Annotated in this window: 15 protein-coding genes; 10 read left to right on the top strand and 5 right to left on the bottom strand. The window is 73.9% G+C overall.

Going from position 1 to position 16,650, the window contains the following annotated elements; translation table 11 throughout:
* Positions 1-5: 5 nt before the first annotated feature.
* The 3 genes from ACH4D3_RS05680 (at position 6) to ACH4D3_RS05670 (ending at position 5,255) form a co-directional block, all read left to right on the top strand.
* Entirely contained in the window at positions 6-2,243 is a 2,238-nt protein-coding gene (locus tag ACH4D3_RS05680) for a CDP-glycerol glycerophosphotransferase family protein (RefSeq protein ID WP_398316710.1), read from the top strand.
* A complete protein-coding gene (locus ACH4D3_RS05675; RefSeq protein WP_398316707.1) occupies positions 2,240-3,562 on the top strand; it encodes a hypothetical protein in 1,323 nt (440 codons plus the stop codon). Before ACH4D3_RS05680 ends, ACH4D3_RS05675 begins: the two co-directional genes overlap by 4 nt.
* Positions 3,563-3,701: 139 nt before the next feature.
* On the top strand, positions 3,702-5,255 hold the full coding sequence (locus ACH4D3_RS05670) for a hypothetical protein (RefSeq protein ID WP_398316704.1): 1,554 nt from the start codon (positions 3,702-3,704) through the stop codon (positions 5,253-5,255).
* A gap of 21 nt (positions 5,256-5,276) precedes the next feature.
* Here ACH4D3_RS05670 and ACH4D3_RS05665 read toward each other — a convergent pair whose 3' ends face one another.
* Positions 5,277-5,690, bottom strand: coding sequence for an organic hydroperoxide resistance protein (locus ACH4D3_RS05665; protein WP_398316701.1), 414 nt, complete (start codon positions 5,688-5,690; stop codon positions 5,277-5,279).
* Positions 5,691-5,844: 154 nt separating this feature from the next.
* Between ACH4D3_RS05665 and ACH4D3_RS05660 the strand changes: the two genes are divergently transcribed.
* Entirely contained in the window at positions 5,845-6,351 is a 507-nt protein-coding gene (locus tag ACH4D3_RS05660) for a MarR family winged helix-turn-helix transcriptional regulator (protein WP_398316699.1), read from the top strand.
* Positions 6,352-6,428: 77 nt separating this feature from the next.
* Complete coding sequence (galE, locus tag ACH4D3_RS05655; RefSeq protein ID WP_398316697.1) at positions 6,429-7,409, top strand: UDP-glucose 4-epimerase GalE; 981 nt, start codon at positions 6,429-6,431, stop codon at positions 7,407-7,409.
* Between the two features lie 13 nt (positions 7,410-7,422).
* Here galE and ACH4D3_RS05650 read toward each other — a convergent pair whose 3' ends face one another.
* Together ACH4D3_RS05650 and ACH4D3_RS05645 are read right to left on the bottom strand one after the other, a co-directional pair.
* Entirely contained in the window at positions 7,423-7,860 is a 438-nt protein-coding gene (locus tag ACH4D3_RS05650) for a glutaredoxin domain-containing protein (RefSeq protein ID WP_398316695.1), read from the bottom strand.
* The gene (locus tag ACH4D3_RS05645; protein ID WP_398316693.1) at positions 7,857-8,465 is read right to left on the bottom strand and encodes a DinB family protein; all 609 of its coding nucleotides are present in this window, start codon (positions 8,463-8,465) and stop codon (positions 7,857-7,859) included. Before ACH4D3_RS05645 ends, ACH4D3_RS05650 begins: the two co-directional genes overlap by 4 nt.
* Before the next feature lie 221 nt (positions 8,466-8,686).
* On the opposite strand from ACH4D3_RS05645, the gene ACH4D3_RS05640 reads away from it, so the two are divergent.
* On the top strand, positions 8,687-9,223 hold the full coding sequence (locus tag ACH4D3_RS05640; RefSeq protein WP_398316692.1) for a hypothetical protein: 537 nt from the start codon (positions 8,687-8,689) through the stop codon (positions 9,221-9,223).
* Between the two features lie 11 nt (positions 9,224-9,234).
* On the opposite strand, the gene ACH4D3_RS05635 is transcribed toward ACH4D3_RS05640, so the two are convergent.
* Both ACH4D3_RS05635 and ACH4D3_RS05630 read right to left on the bottom strand, forming a co-directional pair.
* The gene (locus ACH4D3_RS05635; RefSeq protein WP_398316690.1) at positions 9,235-9,648 is read right to left on the bottom strand and encodes a nuclear transport factor 2 family protein; all 414 of its coding nucleotides are present in this window, start codon (positions 9,646-9,648) and stop codon (positions 9,235-9,237) included.
* A 40-nt stretch (positions 9,649-9,688) separates the two neighbouring features.
* A complete protein-coding gene (locus ACH4D3_RS05630; RefSeq protein ID WP_398316688.1) occupies positions 9,689-10,321 on the bottom strand; it encodes a TetR/AcrR family transcriptional regulator in 633 nt (210 codons plus the stop codon).
* Positions 10,322-10,493: 172 nt separating this feature from the next.
* Between ACH4D3_RS05630 and ACH4D3_RS05625 the strand changes: the two genes are divergently transcribed.
* The 4 genes from ACH4D3_RS05625 (at position 10,494) to ACH4D3_RS05610 (ending at position 16,429) form a co-directional block, all read left to right on the top strand.
* On the top strand, positions 10,494-11,441 hold the full coding sequence (locus tag ACH4D3_RS05625; protein WP_398316686.1) for an ABC transporter permease: 948 nt from the start codon (positions 10,494-10,496) through the stop codon (positions 11,439-11,441).
* Positions 11,434-12,348, top strand: coding sequence for an ABC transporter ATP-binding protein (locus tag ACH4D3_RS05620; protein WP_398316684.1), 915 nt, complete (start codon positions 11,434-11,436; stop codon positions 12,346-12,348). Before ACH4D3_RS05625 ends, ACH4D3_RS05620 begins: the two co-directional genes overlap by 8 nt.
* Before the next feature lie 128 nt (positions 12,349-12,476).
* Positions 12,477-14,717: a CDP-glycerol glycerophosphotransferase family protein gene (locus tag ACH4D3_RS05615; protein ID WP_398316682.1), complete on the top strand. Its 2,241-nt coding sequence runs from the start codon at positions 12,477-12,479 to the stop codon at positions 14,715-14,717.
* The gene (locus ACH4D3_RS05610; RefSeq protein ID WP_398316680.1) at positions 14,714-16,429 is read left to right on the top strand and encodes a glycosyltransferase family 2 protein; all 1,716 of its coding nucleotides are present in this window, start codon (positions 14,714-14,716) and stop codon (positions 16,427-16,429) included. The genes ACH4D3_RS05615 and ACH4D3_RS05610 overlap by 4 nt, the downstream gene beginning before the upstream one ends.
* Positions 16,430-16,650 lie beyond the last annotated feature (221 nt).

Here is a 16,650-nt window from a genome sequence, read left to right as displayed (position 1 = left end):
CCGCCGTGCCCCGCTTCAGCGTCATCGTCCCCTGCTTCAAGGTGCAGGGCTTCCTGCGCGAGTGCCTCGACTCGGTCCTCGACCAGTCCTTCCGGGACATCGAGGTCATCGCCGTCGACGACTGCTCGCCGGACGGCTCCGGCGCGATCCTCGACGCGTACGCCGCACGCGACGACCGGGTGCGCGTGCTGCACCTGGCGGAGAACGCCGGACTCGGCCGGGCCCGCAACGCCGGGCTGCCGCACGCCACCGGCGACTACCTCTTCTTCCTCGACAGCGACGACACCCTCACCCCGGGCGCCCTGCGCGCGATGGCCGACCGGCTCGCGGAGACGGACGACCCGGACGTGCTGGTCTTCGACTACGCGCGCACCTACTGGTGGGGCGGCACCCGGCGCAACGTCCTGGCCCGGGTGCTCGCGGAGGCGGGCGACGGCACGTTCACCGCGGCCGGGCATCCCGAGATCCTCGACCTGCTGATGGTCGTGTGGAACAAGGTCTACCGCCGCGACTTCGTCGAACGGGAGGGCTTCACCTTCCCGCCCGGCTACTACGAGGACACGCCCTGGACCTTCCCGGTCCTGTTCAGCGCGGAACGGATCGCCGCGCTGGACCGCATCTGCCTCAACTACCGCCAGCGCCGCCAGGGCAACATCCTGTCCACCACCAGCCGCAAGCACTTCGACGTCCACGCGCAGTACGAGCGGGTCTTCGCCTTCCTGGACGCCCGTCCGGAACCGGCGGCCAGATGGCGGCCGTTCCTGCACGCCAAGATGGGCGAGCACTGCCTGGACATCCTGTCCAAGCCTGACCGGCTGCCGCCCGCCGACCGGGCCGAGTTCTTCCGCCGCACCGCCGAGATGTTCCGCGCCCACCGGCCCGAGGACGCCGCGGTCCCGGCCGGACTCCGGGTGCTGGACGGGTCGTACACCGCCTACCGGGTGCGCCGGCAGTCCGGGCGGGCGGCGCGGGAGCTGGAGCGCCGGACCCGGCAGGCGCGCGCCGCGGCCGCCGGGCGGCTGCGCCGGACGGCGACCGCCGTGCACGTGCGCCGTCCCCTCGACCCGGACCTCGTCGTGTACTCGGCGTTCTCCCACCGGGGCGTGCTCGGCGACCCCGCCGCCATCCACCGCGCGGCCCGCGAACTCGCCCCGCACCTGCGCGGGGTGTGGGTGGTGCGGGACGAGGAGAGCGCGGCGGACCCCGCGCTGCTGCCGCCGGGCACCGAGCACGTGGTCCTGGGCAGTGCCGCCTACCACCGGGTGACCGAGCGGGCGGCGTTCTTCGTCAACAACGTCAACTGGCCCGGCACGGTGGCCAAGCGGCACGGCTCCGTCCACCTGCACACCCACCAGGGGACGCCGCTCAAGCACATGGGCGCCGACCTGCTGGACCGGCCCGGCGCCCGGCACGGTCTGGACGTGCCGCAGATGCTGCGCCGGGCCGACCGCTGGGACCACAGCCTGGTCGCCAGCCGGTACGCGGAGCGGGTCTGGGAGCGGGCCTACCCCTGCCACTTCACCTCCGCGCGCACCGGCAGCCCGCGCAACGACGCCCTGGTCAACGCCGGTCCCGAGGACGGGCGGCGGGTCCGCGAGCGGCTCGGTGTCCCCGACGGCCACACCGTCGTGCTGTACGCGCCGACCCGCCGGGAGTACCGGCGCGGCGGGCTGGTCGAGCGCCTCGACGTGGCCCGGCTCGCCGCCGACCTGGGCGAGGGCCACACCCTGCTCGTCCGCCTGCACCCGTCCCTCGCCACCGGTCCGGCCCGCGGCCTGGGCCTCACGGAGCTGCACCGGCGGGGCGTGCTGGTCGACGCGACGGACGAACCGCACGTCGAGGACCTGATGCTCGCCTCCGACCTGCTGATCACCGACTACTCCGCCCTGATGTTCGACTACGCCGTCCTGGACCGCCCGATCCTGATCCACGCCGAGGACTGGGGCCCGTACTCGGCGACCCGCGGCACGTACTTCGACATCACCGAGGACGCACCCGGACACGTCTCGCGCTCCTACCGGGAGCTGGCGTGGCTGCTGGCGTCCGGGGCCTGGCGGGACGAGGAGGCGGCGCGGCTGCGGGCGTCCTTCCGCGCCCGGTACTGCGAGTACGAGGACGGGAGGGCCGCCGAACGGGTGGTGCGGACCCTGCTCCTGGGCGAGCCGATGCCCGCGCCGGAGCCCTCCGGCGTCCCCGGCGCCCGCGCCGTCCCGTCCGGACGCGACCTGCTGCCCTCCACATGAGACCCCGCGGCCGGGCGGACGGCCCGGGTGCCGTCGTCGCGATGCTGCTCCTGGCCGCCGTGTTCGCCGCGCTCCAGCTGGCGAACGTCACCGGCCGGGACACCCCCGACACCAGGAACTACCTGTCGTACGCCCTGAGTCTGACCGGGCAGAGCAAGCGCGCGGCGGCGACGGCCACCATCGACTACGTGTGCGCGAGCCGGGCGGAGCGGGCCCGCCGGGACCAGAGCGTGCACGTGGTCCGCTTCCACCGCCCCGACCCCACCGCCGAGGTGACGGCCGAGTGCCGCGAGCAGGAGTGGGCGGTGGTCGAGCCGCGGCTGGCGGCCGGGCAGACCGGCGGGCACACCGTGCCGTACATGCCGGAGCGCTTCATGGCGATCTTCGAGGCGCGGCCGGGCTATCCGGCGTTCCTGGTGCCGTTCGTACTGGCCTTCGGGGTGACGTGGGGCCTGTGGACGGCGGGCGTCGTCGTCGCGTGCGCGGGCGGGGTGCTGGTCTTCCTGATCCTGCGGACCCTGTCGGTGCCGGTGCCGCTCGCGGTGGCCGGGCAGGCGCTGTACTACGTGCTGCCGTGCGGGACGACCGCGATGCGCCCGATGACCGAGGGCCTGCTGATGGCGCTGACCCTGGCGGCGGTGTGGGGCTGCGCGCTGGTGCTGCGGGCGGGCCGCACCCGGGCCGGGCTGCTGCTGGTGGCCGGGGCGCTGCTCGCCCTGTTCACGGTCAAGCACTCCCAGGCGCTGTTCCTGGGCGGGTGCCTGGCGGCGGCGGGGGCGGTGATCGCCCTGCGCCGGCACCGGCGGCTCGGGCGGCGGGGAGGCGGTCCGGCGCCCCGGGAGGTGCTGGCGCTCGCGGCCGTCGGCCTGGCCGCCGCGGTCGCGACCCTGCTGCTGGCGCGGCTGCTGCACTACCCGTCCGAGGCGGACAGCCTCCAGGACCTGCTCACCGACCACTTCGCCCGCCCCGACCGCGCCCGCCCGTGGCCGGAGTTCTGGCAGTTGCAGGGCAACTTCTGGGTGGAATGGCTGCGCCGGCAGGCGTGGCAGCCGCTGTTCGTGGCGGCGCTGGCCGCCGGGGCGTGGGGCGCGCTGCGGCGCGGGGGCGCGGTCGGCGGCTTCCTGGTGGCGGCGGCGTGCACCGGGCTCCTCACCCAGGCCGGGCACCCGGACATCAACATCTGGGGCGAGCGGCTGATCGTGCTGGCGTGGCTGCTGCCGGTGGTGGGGGTGCCGCTGCTGCTGGAGCCGGTGGTGCGCGGCGGGCGGGTGCCGCTGCCGGCGCAGGAGCGGCGGGACCGGGCGGGCGCGGTCGGCTGAGCGTCCCGGGCGTCCTGGGCGTCCTGGGTGTCCTGGGCGTCCGCCGCCCGGGTGACTTGGACCGGTGAGCGATTGGCGGGGGTGACCCCACCGGGAACATACGCCAAATGTCCCGAATGCCCCACACCTCCTCTGCTTCGTGAGCGCCGACCTCCTCGTCCGGCAGCCCGTGCGCGGCGCGACGGCACTGCGCGGCGGACGCGCCTGGCGCCCCACCCCCTACCAGGTCGCCGGATTCCTCTTCTTCCTCGTGATGACGCTGGCGTACTGGGCGGTGCCGCTGTGCTGCGACGCGGGCCAGCACGCGGCCGTCGTCGAGCGCCTGAAGGCGGACCTGCTCCGCCCCCGGCACCCGATGGCCGACCTGCCGGGCGCGGGCAGCGCGTACTACTCGCCCTACGCGGTGGCCGAGGGCGCGTTCGCCCGGCTGACGGGGCTGGGCGGCTGGGAGGTGGTGCGGCTCGCCGGGCCGCTGAACCTGCTGGTGCTGCTGACCGGCCTGAACCGCTTCGTGCGGGTACTCACCCCGCGCCCGTGGGCGCCGGTGCTGGCGCTGGGCGCGATGACGCTGCTGTGGGGCACCGAGCGGGCCTGGTGGAGCGGCTACCTCGGGCTGATGTCGATGACGGGCAACCTCGGCTACCCGTCGACCTTCGCGATCGGGCTGACCTTCTGGGCCTGGGCGCTGACCGGGGCGCGGGCGCGGGACGGGCGCCGGGTGCGGTACGTGGGGCCGGGCGGACTGCGCGGCCTTCCCGGATACGGGGCGCTGGGCGTCCTGTACGGCGTGATCCTCCTCGTCCACCCGATCACCTCGGTGGCGGCGGTGCTCGGCGCGGTGGCGCTGGTGGCCGGATGGCAGCGCGGGTGGCGCGGGCCGGTCGCGGGGCGGTGGGCACTGGCGGGCGCCGTGGCGGTGGGGGCGGCGGCGGCCTGGCCGTACTTCGACGTGTTCGCGCTGGCCGGCGACGACAGCATCGACACGATGCACCGGGTCCTGTACCTCGACCTGCCCGGGGAGTTCTGGCTGGCCCTGCTCGGCCTGCCGGCCCTGTGGGCGCGCGGACGCCGCTCACGCCGGGACCCGCTGGTGCTGATGTTCGCACTGGACTGCGCCGTGGTGGCGTACGGCTGGATCAGCGGCCACTACACCTACGGCCGGATCCTCGGGCTCACACTGGTGCCGCTCCAGTTCGCCCTGGCGGTGGAACTGGCCGCGCCCCGGCCGTGGGCGCGGTGGCGGACGGCGCTGGGCCTGACCGCGACCGCGGGCGCCCTGCTGGGGTTCCTCGCGGTCCACGCGGGGGCGGTGGTGCCGCGGGCGCTGGACCCGGTCGGTTTCGAGCAGCCGCCCGACTGGCCGTCGTACACCTGGGCGGCGCGGCACATCGGCCCCGGCGAGGTCGTGATCACCGACGGCTACTACGCCGGGCACGCCATCGCCGGGTACGGGCCGAACCTCGCGGCGCCCGCCTGGCCGGACCCGGCGCTGGACGAGCGCGAGCGCGGCCGGCGGGTGGCCGACGTCAGGGCGTACCTGGCGCCCGGCTCGACCCGCGCCGAGCGCGCCGCGGTCGTCCGCCGCTACCACGTCCGCTGGCTGCTGCTGACGCGCTGGCACCCGGTGCCCGAGGAGGCGGTGGTGGTGGCGTGGAGCGAGCGGACGGGGGAGGTGCTGGCGCGGGTCGGGTGACCGCCTCCGGTGCGGGCGCGACTACTCGATGACGAGCTCGACCGGGATGTTGCCGCGGGTGGCGTTGGAGTAGGGGCAGACCTGGTGGGCCTGCTCGACCAGCTTGCGCCCGGTCTCCTCGTCGAGACCCTCGGGCAGCTCGACCCGGAGGGTGACGGCGAGCGCGAAGCCCTCGCCCTGCTTGCCGATGCCGACCTCGGCGGTCACCGCGGCGTCGCTGACGTCCACCTTCGCCGCCCGGCCGACCACGCCGAGGGCACTGCCGAAACAGGCCGCGTACCCGGCCGCGAAGAGCTGCTCGGGGTTGGTGCCCTGCCCGTTGCCGCCCATCTCGACGGGGATGCCGAGGGCGAGGTCGAGCGTGCCGTCGGAGCTGACGGCACGGCCGTCGCGGCCGTGGGTGGCGGTGGCGGCGGCGGTGTAGAGCGCGTCCATGGGAGAACCGTCCCTTTCAGGAGTTCGGAAGTTCAGGAGTTCGGGAGGGGCCTGTGTGCCTGACAGCCACAAGTAGAGCACGCCACTCGGTTGCCCGCAACTAGATTGCGCACAACTAAATCGTGGACAAGGTCGGTCGGCTACCCTGGAGCGCATGACCACGCCCGCAACCGAGCCCGATACGGAGCCCGCGACGGAGCCCGCGACCGACTGGCTCCGCCTGGACCAGCAGATCTGCTTCTCCCTGAGCGCCGCGTCGCGCGCCTTCGGCAGCGTCTACCGCGTGGTCCTCAAGGACCTGGGGCTCACCTACTCCCAGTACCTGGTGCTGCTGGTGCTGTGGGAGCACGGCGAGCTGCCCGTGAAGAGGCTCGGCGAGCACCTCCGTCTCGACTCCGGCACGCTGTCGCCGCTGCTCAAGCGGCTGGAGGCGGCCGGCCTGGTCCGGCGCGAGCGCAGCACGCGCGACGAGCGGTCGGTGGAGGTGCGGCTGACCGAACAGGGCGTGGCGCTGCGCGAGCGGGCCGTCGAGGTGCCCCGGCGGATCGCCGCGGCGACCGGCCTGGACCTGGCCGAGGTCGAGGACCTGCGCGCCCGCCTCGACCGGCTCACGGCGGCGCTGGACGCGTACGGCACCGGTCCGGCACCCGAAGCGTCCTGACGGGTGCGGGCGCCCGGCGGGCGCCGCGATGACGGATCATGGCTACCAAGGACCACCGAACGAAGGGGACAGCCGCAATGACCTGGCTGATCACCGGCGGCGCCGGATACATCGGGGCGCACGTCGTACGGGCGATGACCGAAGCGGGCGAGAAGGCCGTGGTCTACGACGACCTGTCCACGGGGGTGGCCGAGCGCGTGCCCGACGGTGTGCCCCTGGTGGTGGGCTCGATCCTGGACGGCGAGCGGGTCGCCCGCGCCCTGGCCGACCACTCCGTCACGGGCGTGGTGCACCTGGCCGCCAAGAAGCAGGTCGGCGAGTCGGTGGACCTGCCGCTGCACTACTACCGGCAGAACGTGGAGGGCCTGCGCGTCCTGCTGGACGCGGTCACCGCGGCCGGGGTGCCGTCCTTCGTCTTCTCCTCCTCCGCCGCGGTGTACGGCATGCCCGACGTCGACCTCGTGACCGAGGAGACGCCCTGCGTGCCGATGTCGCCGTACGGCGAGACCAAGCTGGCCGGCGAGTGGCTGGTCCGGGCCACCGGCAAGGCGACGGGCCTCGCCACGGCCTCCCTCCGGTACTTCAACGTGGCGGGCGCGGCGAGCCCGGAGCTGACCGACACCGGCGTCTACAACCTCGTCCCGATGGTCTTCGAGAAGCTCACGGAGTCCGCGGCCCCCCGGATCTTCGGCGACGACTACGCGACGCCGGACGGCACCTGCGTGCGCGACTACATCCACGTCGTCGACCTGGCCGAGGCCCACGTGGCCGCGGCCCGCGCCCTCCAGTCCTCCCCCGGCGCCACCCTCACGCTGAACATCGGCCGCGGCGAGGGCGTCTCCGTCCGCGAGATGATCGACCGCATCAACGCCGTCACCGGCTACGACCAGCCGCCGACGGTCACCCCCCGCCGCCCCGGCGACCCGGCCCGCGTCGTCGCCTCGGCCGACCGCGCCGCCGTCGAACTGGACTGGAAGGCCAAGCACGACGTCGAGGACATGATCGCGTCGGCGTGGGCAGGCTGGGTACGCCTCCACCCGGAGGCCGCACGGGACTGACGCCCCCGGGTCGTCACCGGGTAGAGGAGACCTGCTCGCGCACCCAGGCCGGGTCGGGATTGGTGTAGGCCCGGCCCGCCACGAGCAGCGTGGGCACGGTCTCGTTGCCGTCGTTGGCCCCGCGCACCAACTCCGCCCCGGCCTCGTCCCGCCAGATGTCGACCCAGTGCAACCGCCGGGCGCTGCGCCCCAGCCGGAGGCGCAGCCGCAGGCAGTAGGTACAGCCCGGCCGCCAGAACACCACCGGCCGCCCGTCCACGGCACTGCGCCGCCGCGCCTCCACCGCACCGACCGACCTGGGGAACACCAGGGGCGAGGTCGCCCCCGCCAACGCCACGAACACCAGCAGCAGTACGGCACCCGTCCCGGTGCGCCCCTGGACGAACGGCCCGGTCGCGGCCCCCGCCCCGGCGATCAGCAGCAGCACCGGGCCCGTCCACGCCCGCCTCATCGGGTCTGGTCCGTCCCCCGGCGCCCGGCTTCCCGAGCCGCGTGCTCGATCCGGTCCCGGTACGCCGCCCACCACGCGGCATCCCCTTCCGGCAGCCCGACGTTGTCCTCGCGCATCCCCACGGCGCCGTCCGTCAGCTCCCGGACGATGTCGGCGTGACCGGCGTGCCGCTGGGTGTCCGCGATCACGCGGATCACGGCATGATGCAAGGTCACCTCGTCCTTGCCCGCCGACCACCAGGGCACCTTGCCGACCGTGTCCAACGCCAGCGCGTCGATCGTCGCGTCCGCGTGGGCCCACGCCCGGCGGTACACCCCGACGACGTACTCGCGCGACTCGTCGGCGGTGACCCACATGTCCGCGTCGGCCTCGGCGCCCTCCTCCATCCAGGGCAACCGCTCCCCCGACGGCCGCCCGAAGACCTCGCCGAGATAGCCCAGCTCCACGGTGGCGGCGTGCTTCACCAGCCCGAGCAGATTGGTACCGGTCGGCGTCGCCGGTCGCCGTATGTCGTACTCCGAGAGCCCTTCGAGCTTCCAGAGCAGCGCGTCGCGGGCGGACTGGAGGTAGAAGCGGAGGTTGGCCTTGGGGTCTGTTGGGATCATGGGGCCAGTGTGCCGCCCGGCGGCGCGTCACAGGGCGATGAGGCCGGCCGTCGTCTCCTTGGAACCGCAGGCGTCGACGTAGAAGGCGCGCAGGTGGTCCTCTAAGTCGACGTGCGGCCACTCGCAGCCCGCCCGATCGTACGTCGCCGGGTCCGGCCCGGCGCCGGCGCGGAAGTCGCGTTCGCGCGCACGCGCCCCCGGTGACGACGCACACTGCCGGCATGGACCAAGAAGGCAGTACCTACGACCTGTTGCTCATAGGCGGGGGCTCCGGCGTCGGCAAGAGCACCGTCGGCCGGGAGGTGTCCGCGCTGCTGCGGGCGGCCGGCACCGCGCACTGCCTGATCGAGGGGGACGCCATGGACCAGATCCATCCCGCACCCGACGGCGACCCGCACCGTACCGCGATCACCGAGCGGAACATCGCCGCGGTGTGGGCGAACTACGCGGCGCTCGGTCAGCGCAGGCTGCTCTACACCAACACCGTGAGCATCCTCGAGGCGCCGATGATCGGGCGGGCCATGGGCGGGGACGAGGTCAGGGTCACCTGCGTCCTGCTGACCGCCGACGAGGCCACCGTGCGCCGGCGGCTCGCCGTGCGCGAGACCGGATCGCAGCTCGGCGTCCACATCGAACGGAGTCTGCGCATGGCCCGGCGGCTGGCCGAGGAGGCTCCCGTGGGCACGGTGCGGGTGCCCACGGACGGCCGGGCGGTGCCGGACATCGCGGCGCAGGTCGTCCGGCTCGCCGGCTGGTGAGGGCGAGCCGGCTACAGCGGTCGCACGAAGGGCTCCCTCCACTGCGGCGACGGGTCCGAGCCCAGCTCCGTCCAGTACTCGCGGCCCCCGGTGATGCGTCCGTCCCGGACCGTCCACAGCGACAGGGCCCGGTGGACGCCCATCGTCTCGTGCGGGACCTCCACCTCGGAGACCACGGTCGCGCCGTCGGCCACGATGCGTATCACCTCTATCGACCAGCCCTGCGGATACTCCGCGTTGACGCCCACGAAGTTCGCCCGGCCGTCGATCCGCTCGGCGCTGACCGGCCACTCCACCACCAGGTCGTCGGCGAGCAGCGCGCCGAGGCCGTCCCAGTCCCGGGCCTGCATGCGGGTCCAGAACTCCCGCACGACCGCCGCGGGTTCGGTCACGTCCATGGGTTCCGTCGGTTCCACTCGTTCCATGCGGGCATCGTGACAGGACCCACTGACACTCGCCCCGGGCTCAGAGCGACTTGAGTCCCTGCGCCGTGGCGCGGGCCAGTGAGCCCAGGTAGCCCTTCGGCGGCTTCGGTCCGCGGACGACCACCGAGCGCCAGTACAGCGGGCCCGAGATCAGGTCGAGGGCCAGGTCGGTGTCGAGGCCGGGGCCCAGCTCGCCGCGTTCGGCCGCCGCCGCGAGGATCTTGCTGGCGACGCCGTCCTGGCCCTCCCGCAGCGTCTTCTGCAGGGCCTGCGCGATGTCGGCGTTGCGGGCCGCCTCCGCCTGGAGGTCGGGGATGATCTGCGAGGCCACCGGGTGGCGCAGGGCTCGGGACGTCACCTCGTACAGCAGCCGCAGGTCCCCCTCCAGGGAACCGGTGTCCGGCGCGGGCAGGCCCTGCACGGCCAGCGCGGAGACGATGTCGAGCACCAGGTGCAGCTTGGAGCGCCAGCGCCGGTAGACGGCGGTCTTGCCGACCCCCGCGCGGCGCGCGATGCCCTCGATGGACATCCGGGCGTAGCCGACCGCCGCCAGTTCCTCGAAGACCGCCGCGCGAATGGCCTCGGTCACGTCCTCGCGGAGCACCGCCGCCCCGGCGGGGGCCCGGCGGCGCGGGCGCGGCGCCGGCTCGTCGGCGGCGGCGTTGGTCGTCATGCGAGTCAAGCATAGGGCGTAACGACGAAACGGTTGCGTTCCGGCGTTGCCACGGCCTACGCTCACGTCACGACGATACGGTGCCGTCCCGACGTAAATGAACACACACGGTCACCCAGGTGAACGACGGGCGTCGCCCTCTCGCCCCCTCCCCCGAGCGAAAGCACCGGATGTGAGCCAGGTCCTCGACCCCCCTCCCCCGACCCGGGCCTCGACCCGGGCCACCACCGACCCCGGCCCCGCCGCCGGGACCGACCTCGCGGCGCTCGCCGCCCGGCACGGGCTGACGGTCAGCGGCGCCCGCCCCTCCCTGCCCCAGTACATCCGTGAGCTGTGGGCGCGCCGGCACTTCATCGGCGCCTTCTCCACCGCCAAGCTCACCGCCCAGTACAGCCAGGCCAAGCTGGGCCAGGTCTGGCAGGTGATGACGCCCCTGCTCAACGCGGCGGTGTACTACTTCATCTTCGGCATGCTGATGAACACCAGCCGGGGCGTGGAGGACTTCGTCCCGTTCCTGGTCACCGGCGTGTTCGTGTGGACGTTCACGCAGAGCTCGATCATGGCGGGCACCCGCGCCATCTCCGGCAACCTCGGCCTCGTACGTGCCCTGCACTTTCCGCGCGCCGCGCTGCCGGTGTCGTTCTGCCTCCAGCAGCTCCAGCAGCTGCTGTTCTCGATGGCCGCCCTGGTCCTGATCCTGCTGGCGTTCGGCGTGCCGCCGGGCCCGTCCTGGCTGCTCGCCGTCCCGGCGCTGGTGCTGCAGTTCCTGTTCAACGCGGGCGTCGCGATGGTCATGGCCCGGGTGGGCTCGAAGATCCCCGACATGGCCCAGCTGATGCCGTTCCTGCTGCGCACCTGGATGTACGCCTCGGGCGTCATGTTCAGCATCCACCACATGACCGGCCCGGACAGCGGCCTGCCGTCCTGGGTCGGCACCGTCCTCCAGGTCAACCCCGCCGCGGTCTACATCGACCTGATGCGCTTCGCCCTGATCGACAGCTTCCACGGGAGTCAGCTGCCGCCCCACGTGTGGGCGCTCGCGGCGGGATGGGCCCTGGTCGCCGGGATCGGCGGCTTCGTCTACTTCTGGAAGGCCGAGGAGACCTACGGTCGTGGCTGACAACAACAGCACCGCCGCTGCCGCCGAGCAGGCGGCCGAGCGCGTACCCACCGTCGTCGTCGACGGCGCCGACATCGTCTACCGGGTCAACGGCACCGGCGCCGGCCGCGGCTCCGCGACCGCCGCCCTCAATCGCATCCTGCGCCGCAAGAAGACCGAGAAGGCCGCGGGCGTGCGCCGGGTGCACGCCGTGCGGAACGTGTCCTTCGTGGCGTACCGGGGCGAGGCCATCGGCCTGATCGGCACCAACGGTTCGGGCAAGTCGACGCTGCTCAAGGCGGTCGCGGGCCTGCTTCCGGTGGAGAACGGCCGCATCTACACCGACGGCCAGCCCTCCCTGCTCGGCGTCAACGCCGCCCTGATGAACGACCTCACCGGCGAGCGCAACGTGTACCTCGGCGGCCTGGCGATGGGCATGTCCCGCGCCCAGGTCAAGGAGCGGTACCAGGAGATCGTCGACTTCTCCGGGATCAACGACAAGGGCGACTTCATCACCCTGCCGATGCGCACGTACTCCTCCGGCATGGCGGCCCGCCTGCGGTTCTCCATCGCCGCCGCCAAGGACCACGACGTCCTCCTCGTCGACGAGGCCCTGGCCACCGGCGACCGCTCCTTCCAGAAGCGGTCCGAGCAACGCATCCGGGAGCTGCGCAAGCACGCCGGCACGGTGTTCCTGGTCAGCCACAGCAACAAGTCCATCCGGGACACCTGCGACCGGGTGCTGTGGCTGGAGCGCGGTGAACTGCGGATGGACGGGCCGACGGAGGAGGTCCTCAAGGAGTACGAGAAGTTCACCGCGGGCCCGGGCCCGGCGGCGAAACCCGGCCCGAAGCCCGGTCCGAAGCCCAATCCGCAGGCCAAGGCCGCGCCCGCACCAAAGACACCGAAGGCGCCGACACCCGCGTGAGCGCACCGTCCCGTCGCCCGTGAGGCGTACTCACAATTAACCCTTTTGCCCGATTGATGTCACGATGACCGAATAGCAGTCGACCACAGGAGTGCTCCGGGAGCGACGAAGGCGAAGGAGTCCCCGCGATGTCCGTCACCGCGATGTCCGAGACGGCCCCCGACCTCAGCGTCATCGTCCACGGCGCCAACGTCCAGGACCACCTGCCCGCCCTCCTCGACTCCCTGGACGCCCATCCCCTCACCGGCGTCGAGGTGATCGTCGCCGCCGTCGGGGACTGGGCGCGGGAGGTCGCCGAGCGGCACGCCCCCGCCTTCACCGTGCTGCCCCTGCCGGACGGAGCCGGTGACGCTGCGGCCCGTTCGGCGGGGGCGGCCCGGGCGCGGGGCCGGTGGCTGCACTTCGTGCACGCCAAGGACGGGCTGCCCGTCGGCGCCCCGCCCGCCGTCGCCGAGCGCGCCGCTGCGCTCCCCGACGCCGTGCAGGTCCTGCTCCTCGACCACGTCCGCAGCTCCTGGCGGGCCTCGGGTCTGCCCTCCCCCGACGGCCCCCGCCTCGCCCGCGCGGGCCGCGCGGGGGAGGGTGTCGCCCTCGACGACCGCGCGGGGCTGCTCCGCCTCACCCCGCTGCTCGGCAACCGGGCCGTGCGCGCCGGCTTCTGGCGGGCCAACGAACGGCTCCTGACCACCGAGGACGAGCCCTTCGCCGCGTACGCCGCGCTGCTGCTCGCCGACCGCGTCGCCTGCCTGCCCCACCCGGCGTACGAGGACCGACGGCTGCGCCCCGAGAGCCTGCCGCCGCCCACCGCGGCGCAGCGGTACGCGCTGGTCGACCGCTACGAGGCGCTCCTGGGCCTCACCGCCGGACGACCCGCCGTCCACGGCGTCCTGTACGACCTGATGATCCGCGACTGCCTGCACACCTTCGCCCGCGCCGGGATGCCGGACGACGTGGCGCGGGAGTTCTTCCACCGGGCGTCGGTGACCGCCCGGCGCCACCGCCCCGAAGGACTGAGGCGCCCGGCCGGGCTGGAGGGCGTACGCCGGTCGCTCCTGGAGGAGGGCGCCTACGGCAGGTACCGCGCCCTCCAGCGGGCCAGCCACGCCCGCCGCGGGGTGCGCTCCGCCGCGCGCACCGGCAGACGCCGGGCCGGCACCCGGCTGCGCACGCTCCAGTACCGTGCCGCCCTGGCCCGCCCCCTCGACCCGCACCTCGCGGTCTTCTCGGCGTACTGGAACCGCGGGGTGGCCTGCAACCCGGCCGCGATCGCCGCCAAGCTCGCCGAACTCGCCCCGGGCGTCCACCCGGTGTGGGTGGTCACGGCGCAGGGCGCGGCCCTGCTGCCGCCCGGCACCGACCACGTCGTGCCCGGCACCCGCCGCTACTGGGAGGTGCTGGCCCGCGCCAAGTACCTGGTGAACAACGTCAACTTCGCTGACGCGGTGGTCAAACGCCCCGGCGCCGTCCACCTCCAGACCCACCACGGGACCCCGCTCAAACGCATGGGCGTGGACCAGCTGCCGTACCCCGCCGCCGCCCACGGCCTGGACTTCCGGGCGCTGCTGGCGCGCGTCGACAAGTGGGACTTCAGCGTCTCCGCCAACAGCCACTCCACCCGTATGTGGCAGCGGGCCTACCCGTCCCGCCACATCTCCCTCGACCACGGCTACCCGCGCAACGACGTGTACTACACCGCCGGTCCCGCCGAGGTCCGCGCGGCCCGCGAGCGCCTCGGCATCGCACCCGGCCGCCGCGCGGTCCTCTACGCGCCCACCCACCGCGACTACGAGGCCGGCTGGACCCCGCGCCTGGACCTCGCGGCCCTCGCCGACCGACTCGGTGAAGAAACGGTTCTGCTGGTGCGTGCCCACTACTTCTACGACAGCGCCGCCGCCCCCTCGGCCCCGCTGGCGGGCCTGCGCCGCACCGGCCGCCTCGTCGACGTCTCTTCCTACGAACCCGTCGAGGAGCTGTGCCTGGCCGCCGACGCGCTGGTCACCGACTACTCGTCGATCATGTTCGACTACGCCAACCTCGACCGCCCGATCGTCATCCACGCCGACGACTGGGAGACCTACCGCACCACCCGCGGCGTCTACTTCGACCTGATGGCCGAGGCCCCCGGACCGGTCGCCCGCACCCAGGCGGAGCTGACCGAGATCCTCACCTGCGACGCCTGGCACGACGAGCGCGCGACGAAGGCCCGGACCGCCTTCCGGCGCCGGTTCTGCGAGTACGACGACGGCCGCGCCGCCGAACGCGTCGTGCGCCGGGTCTTCCTCGGCGAGGACGAGCGGACGCTGCCCCCGGTCCTGCCGGTCGAGGACCGCACTCCGGCCCCGAGCCCCGAGGAGGCGACCTCGTCATGAGGACGGCCACGAGCACGAGCCCGGCCCCGGACCCGCTTCTCCCGCTGGAGATCCCGGACGTCACCGTCACGGTCATCGTCTACAACGACGCCGAACGCCTCCCCCGCGCGGTCGCGTCCGCGCTGCGCCAGACCCACGCGAACATCGAGGTCGTCATCAGCGACGACCACTCGACCGACGCGACCGAGGAGGTGGCCCGCGAACTGGCCGCCCACGACCCGAGGGTCGTCTACCTCCGGCTGCCGGAGAACAGCGGCGGGTGCAGCGCCCCGCGCAACCGCGCCCTGGAGATCGCGCGGGCGCCGTACCTGATGTTCCTGGACAGCGACGACGAACTCCCCGAACGCGCCGTCGAGGTCCTGCTCGCCGCCCACCGCGAACGCGACCTGGACTTCGCCATGGGCGCCGTGCACCGCGTCCGCGTGGACGGCGGACGCCGTACGACCTGGATGCCGCACCTGGTCGCCGAGCGCCGCACCCTCGACGGCATCGAGGCCGACCCGCGGCTGTTCTTCGAGCACCTCTCCACCAGCAAGATGTACGCCCGCGCCTTCCTCGACCGGCACGGCCTGCGCTTCCCCGAGGGCATCCACTACGAGGACCAGCTCTTCTCGGCGCAGGCGTACTGCCTGGCCAAGACGTTCACCGTCGTCCCCGAGCCGGTCTACCGCTGGTACATCGCCCCGTACGCCGCCTCCGACACCGCCTCCATCTCCAACCAGCGGCACAAGCTCACCAACGTCCGCGACCGCGTCCACGTGCAGCGCCTCATCGACGCGTTCCTGGCCGAGAGCGGGCACGAGGGGCTGCGCGAGGACAAGGACTTCAAGTTCCTCAAGCACGACTTCCGGATGTACGCCGGTGACCTCCCCTACCGGGACGACACCTGGCTGGCCTCCTTCGCGGACCTGATGAACCCCTACCTCGACACGCTCGCCGAGGGCGCCTGTGCCCGGCTGCCCCGCGCCGAACGGGTCGTCCTGCGGCTGCTGCGCGACCGGCGCCTGTCCGACGTACGCACGGCGGCCCGCGGCCTCGGCCACGAGGTGGCACCGCGCCGGGTGACACCGGACGAGGAGAGCGGCCGCGTGTACTGGGGCGAGGAGGTCCCGGCCTCCCCCGAGGCCCGGCGGGAGCTGGACCTGACCGACCTCGAACTGGACACCCGCCCGTTCTTCACCGCCCTGCTCCGGCACGAGATCACGGAGATCACGCGGGGCCCCGGTGCGTCGGTCGACCTCACCGTCCGCACCTACGACCCGGCCCTGCGCCTCCCCGTCGGCCCGCAGCGCGCGGTGCTCCACCTCTCCCCCGGCCGCCGACGCCTCACGGTGCCCTTCCGCCTCTCGCCCGTCCGCCCCGGGCTCTTCGAGGGCCGCGTCCGCCTGGACCTGGCGGCGGCCCGCCTCCCCCTGCACGGCTTCGCGGGTACCCGGCATCCCGTGCTCCGCCTGCGCCATCGCGGCCGCACCCACACGGGCATCCTGCTGGCGCCGCCGGCCTTCCCGCCCCTCGCGGCCCGCGTCCCCTACCGCACCGGCCTCACCCCCCACCGCGTCACCCTCCGCCCGGAGGGCCACAACCCGGGCCGCCTCCAGATCACCTGGCAGCCGGCGGGAGCCACCGCCGCGGTACTCCGCCCGGCAGCCCGCCTCCTCTCCACCCCGAAAACCCGAAGAGCGGCCCGCTTGCTGGCCAACATCCTCCGCTGACGCCCTACTCCAACTGCGGGCAGTAGCACCGCCCGCGGGCCGGGGGGCGGCGGGGGGGCGGGGGCGCGGGGGGGGGGGGGGGGGGGGGGGGGGGGGGGGGCCCGGGGGGGGGGGGGGGGGGGGGGGGGGGGGGGGGGCGGGGGGGGGGGCGTACCGCTGCGGCTGGTGCTGCTGCGGATAGCCGTAGCCGGGCTGCTGGGGCGGCGGGCCCTGCGGGGCCT

Source organism: Streptomyces sp. NPDC018026 (assembly GCF_044327745.1).
Classification (GTDB): Bacteria; Actinomycetota; Actinomycetes; order Streptomycetales; family Streptomycetaceae; genus Streptomyces; species Streptomyces rubrogriseus.
The sequence above is the reverse complement of the archived record's forward strand: the minus strand, read 5'-3'. Positions and strand labels throughout refer to the sequence as shown.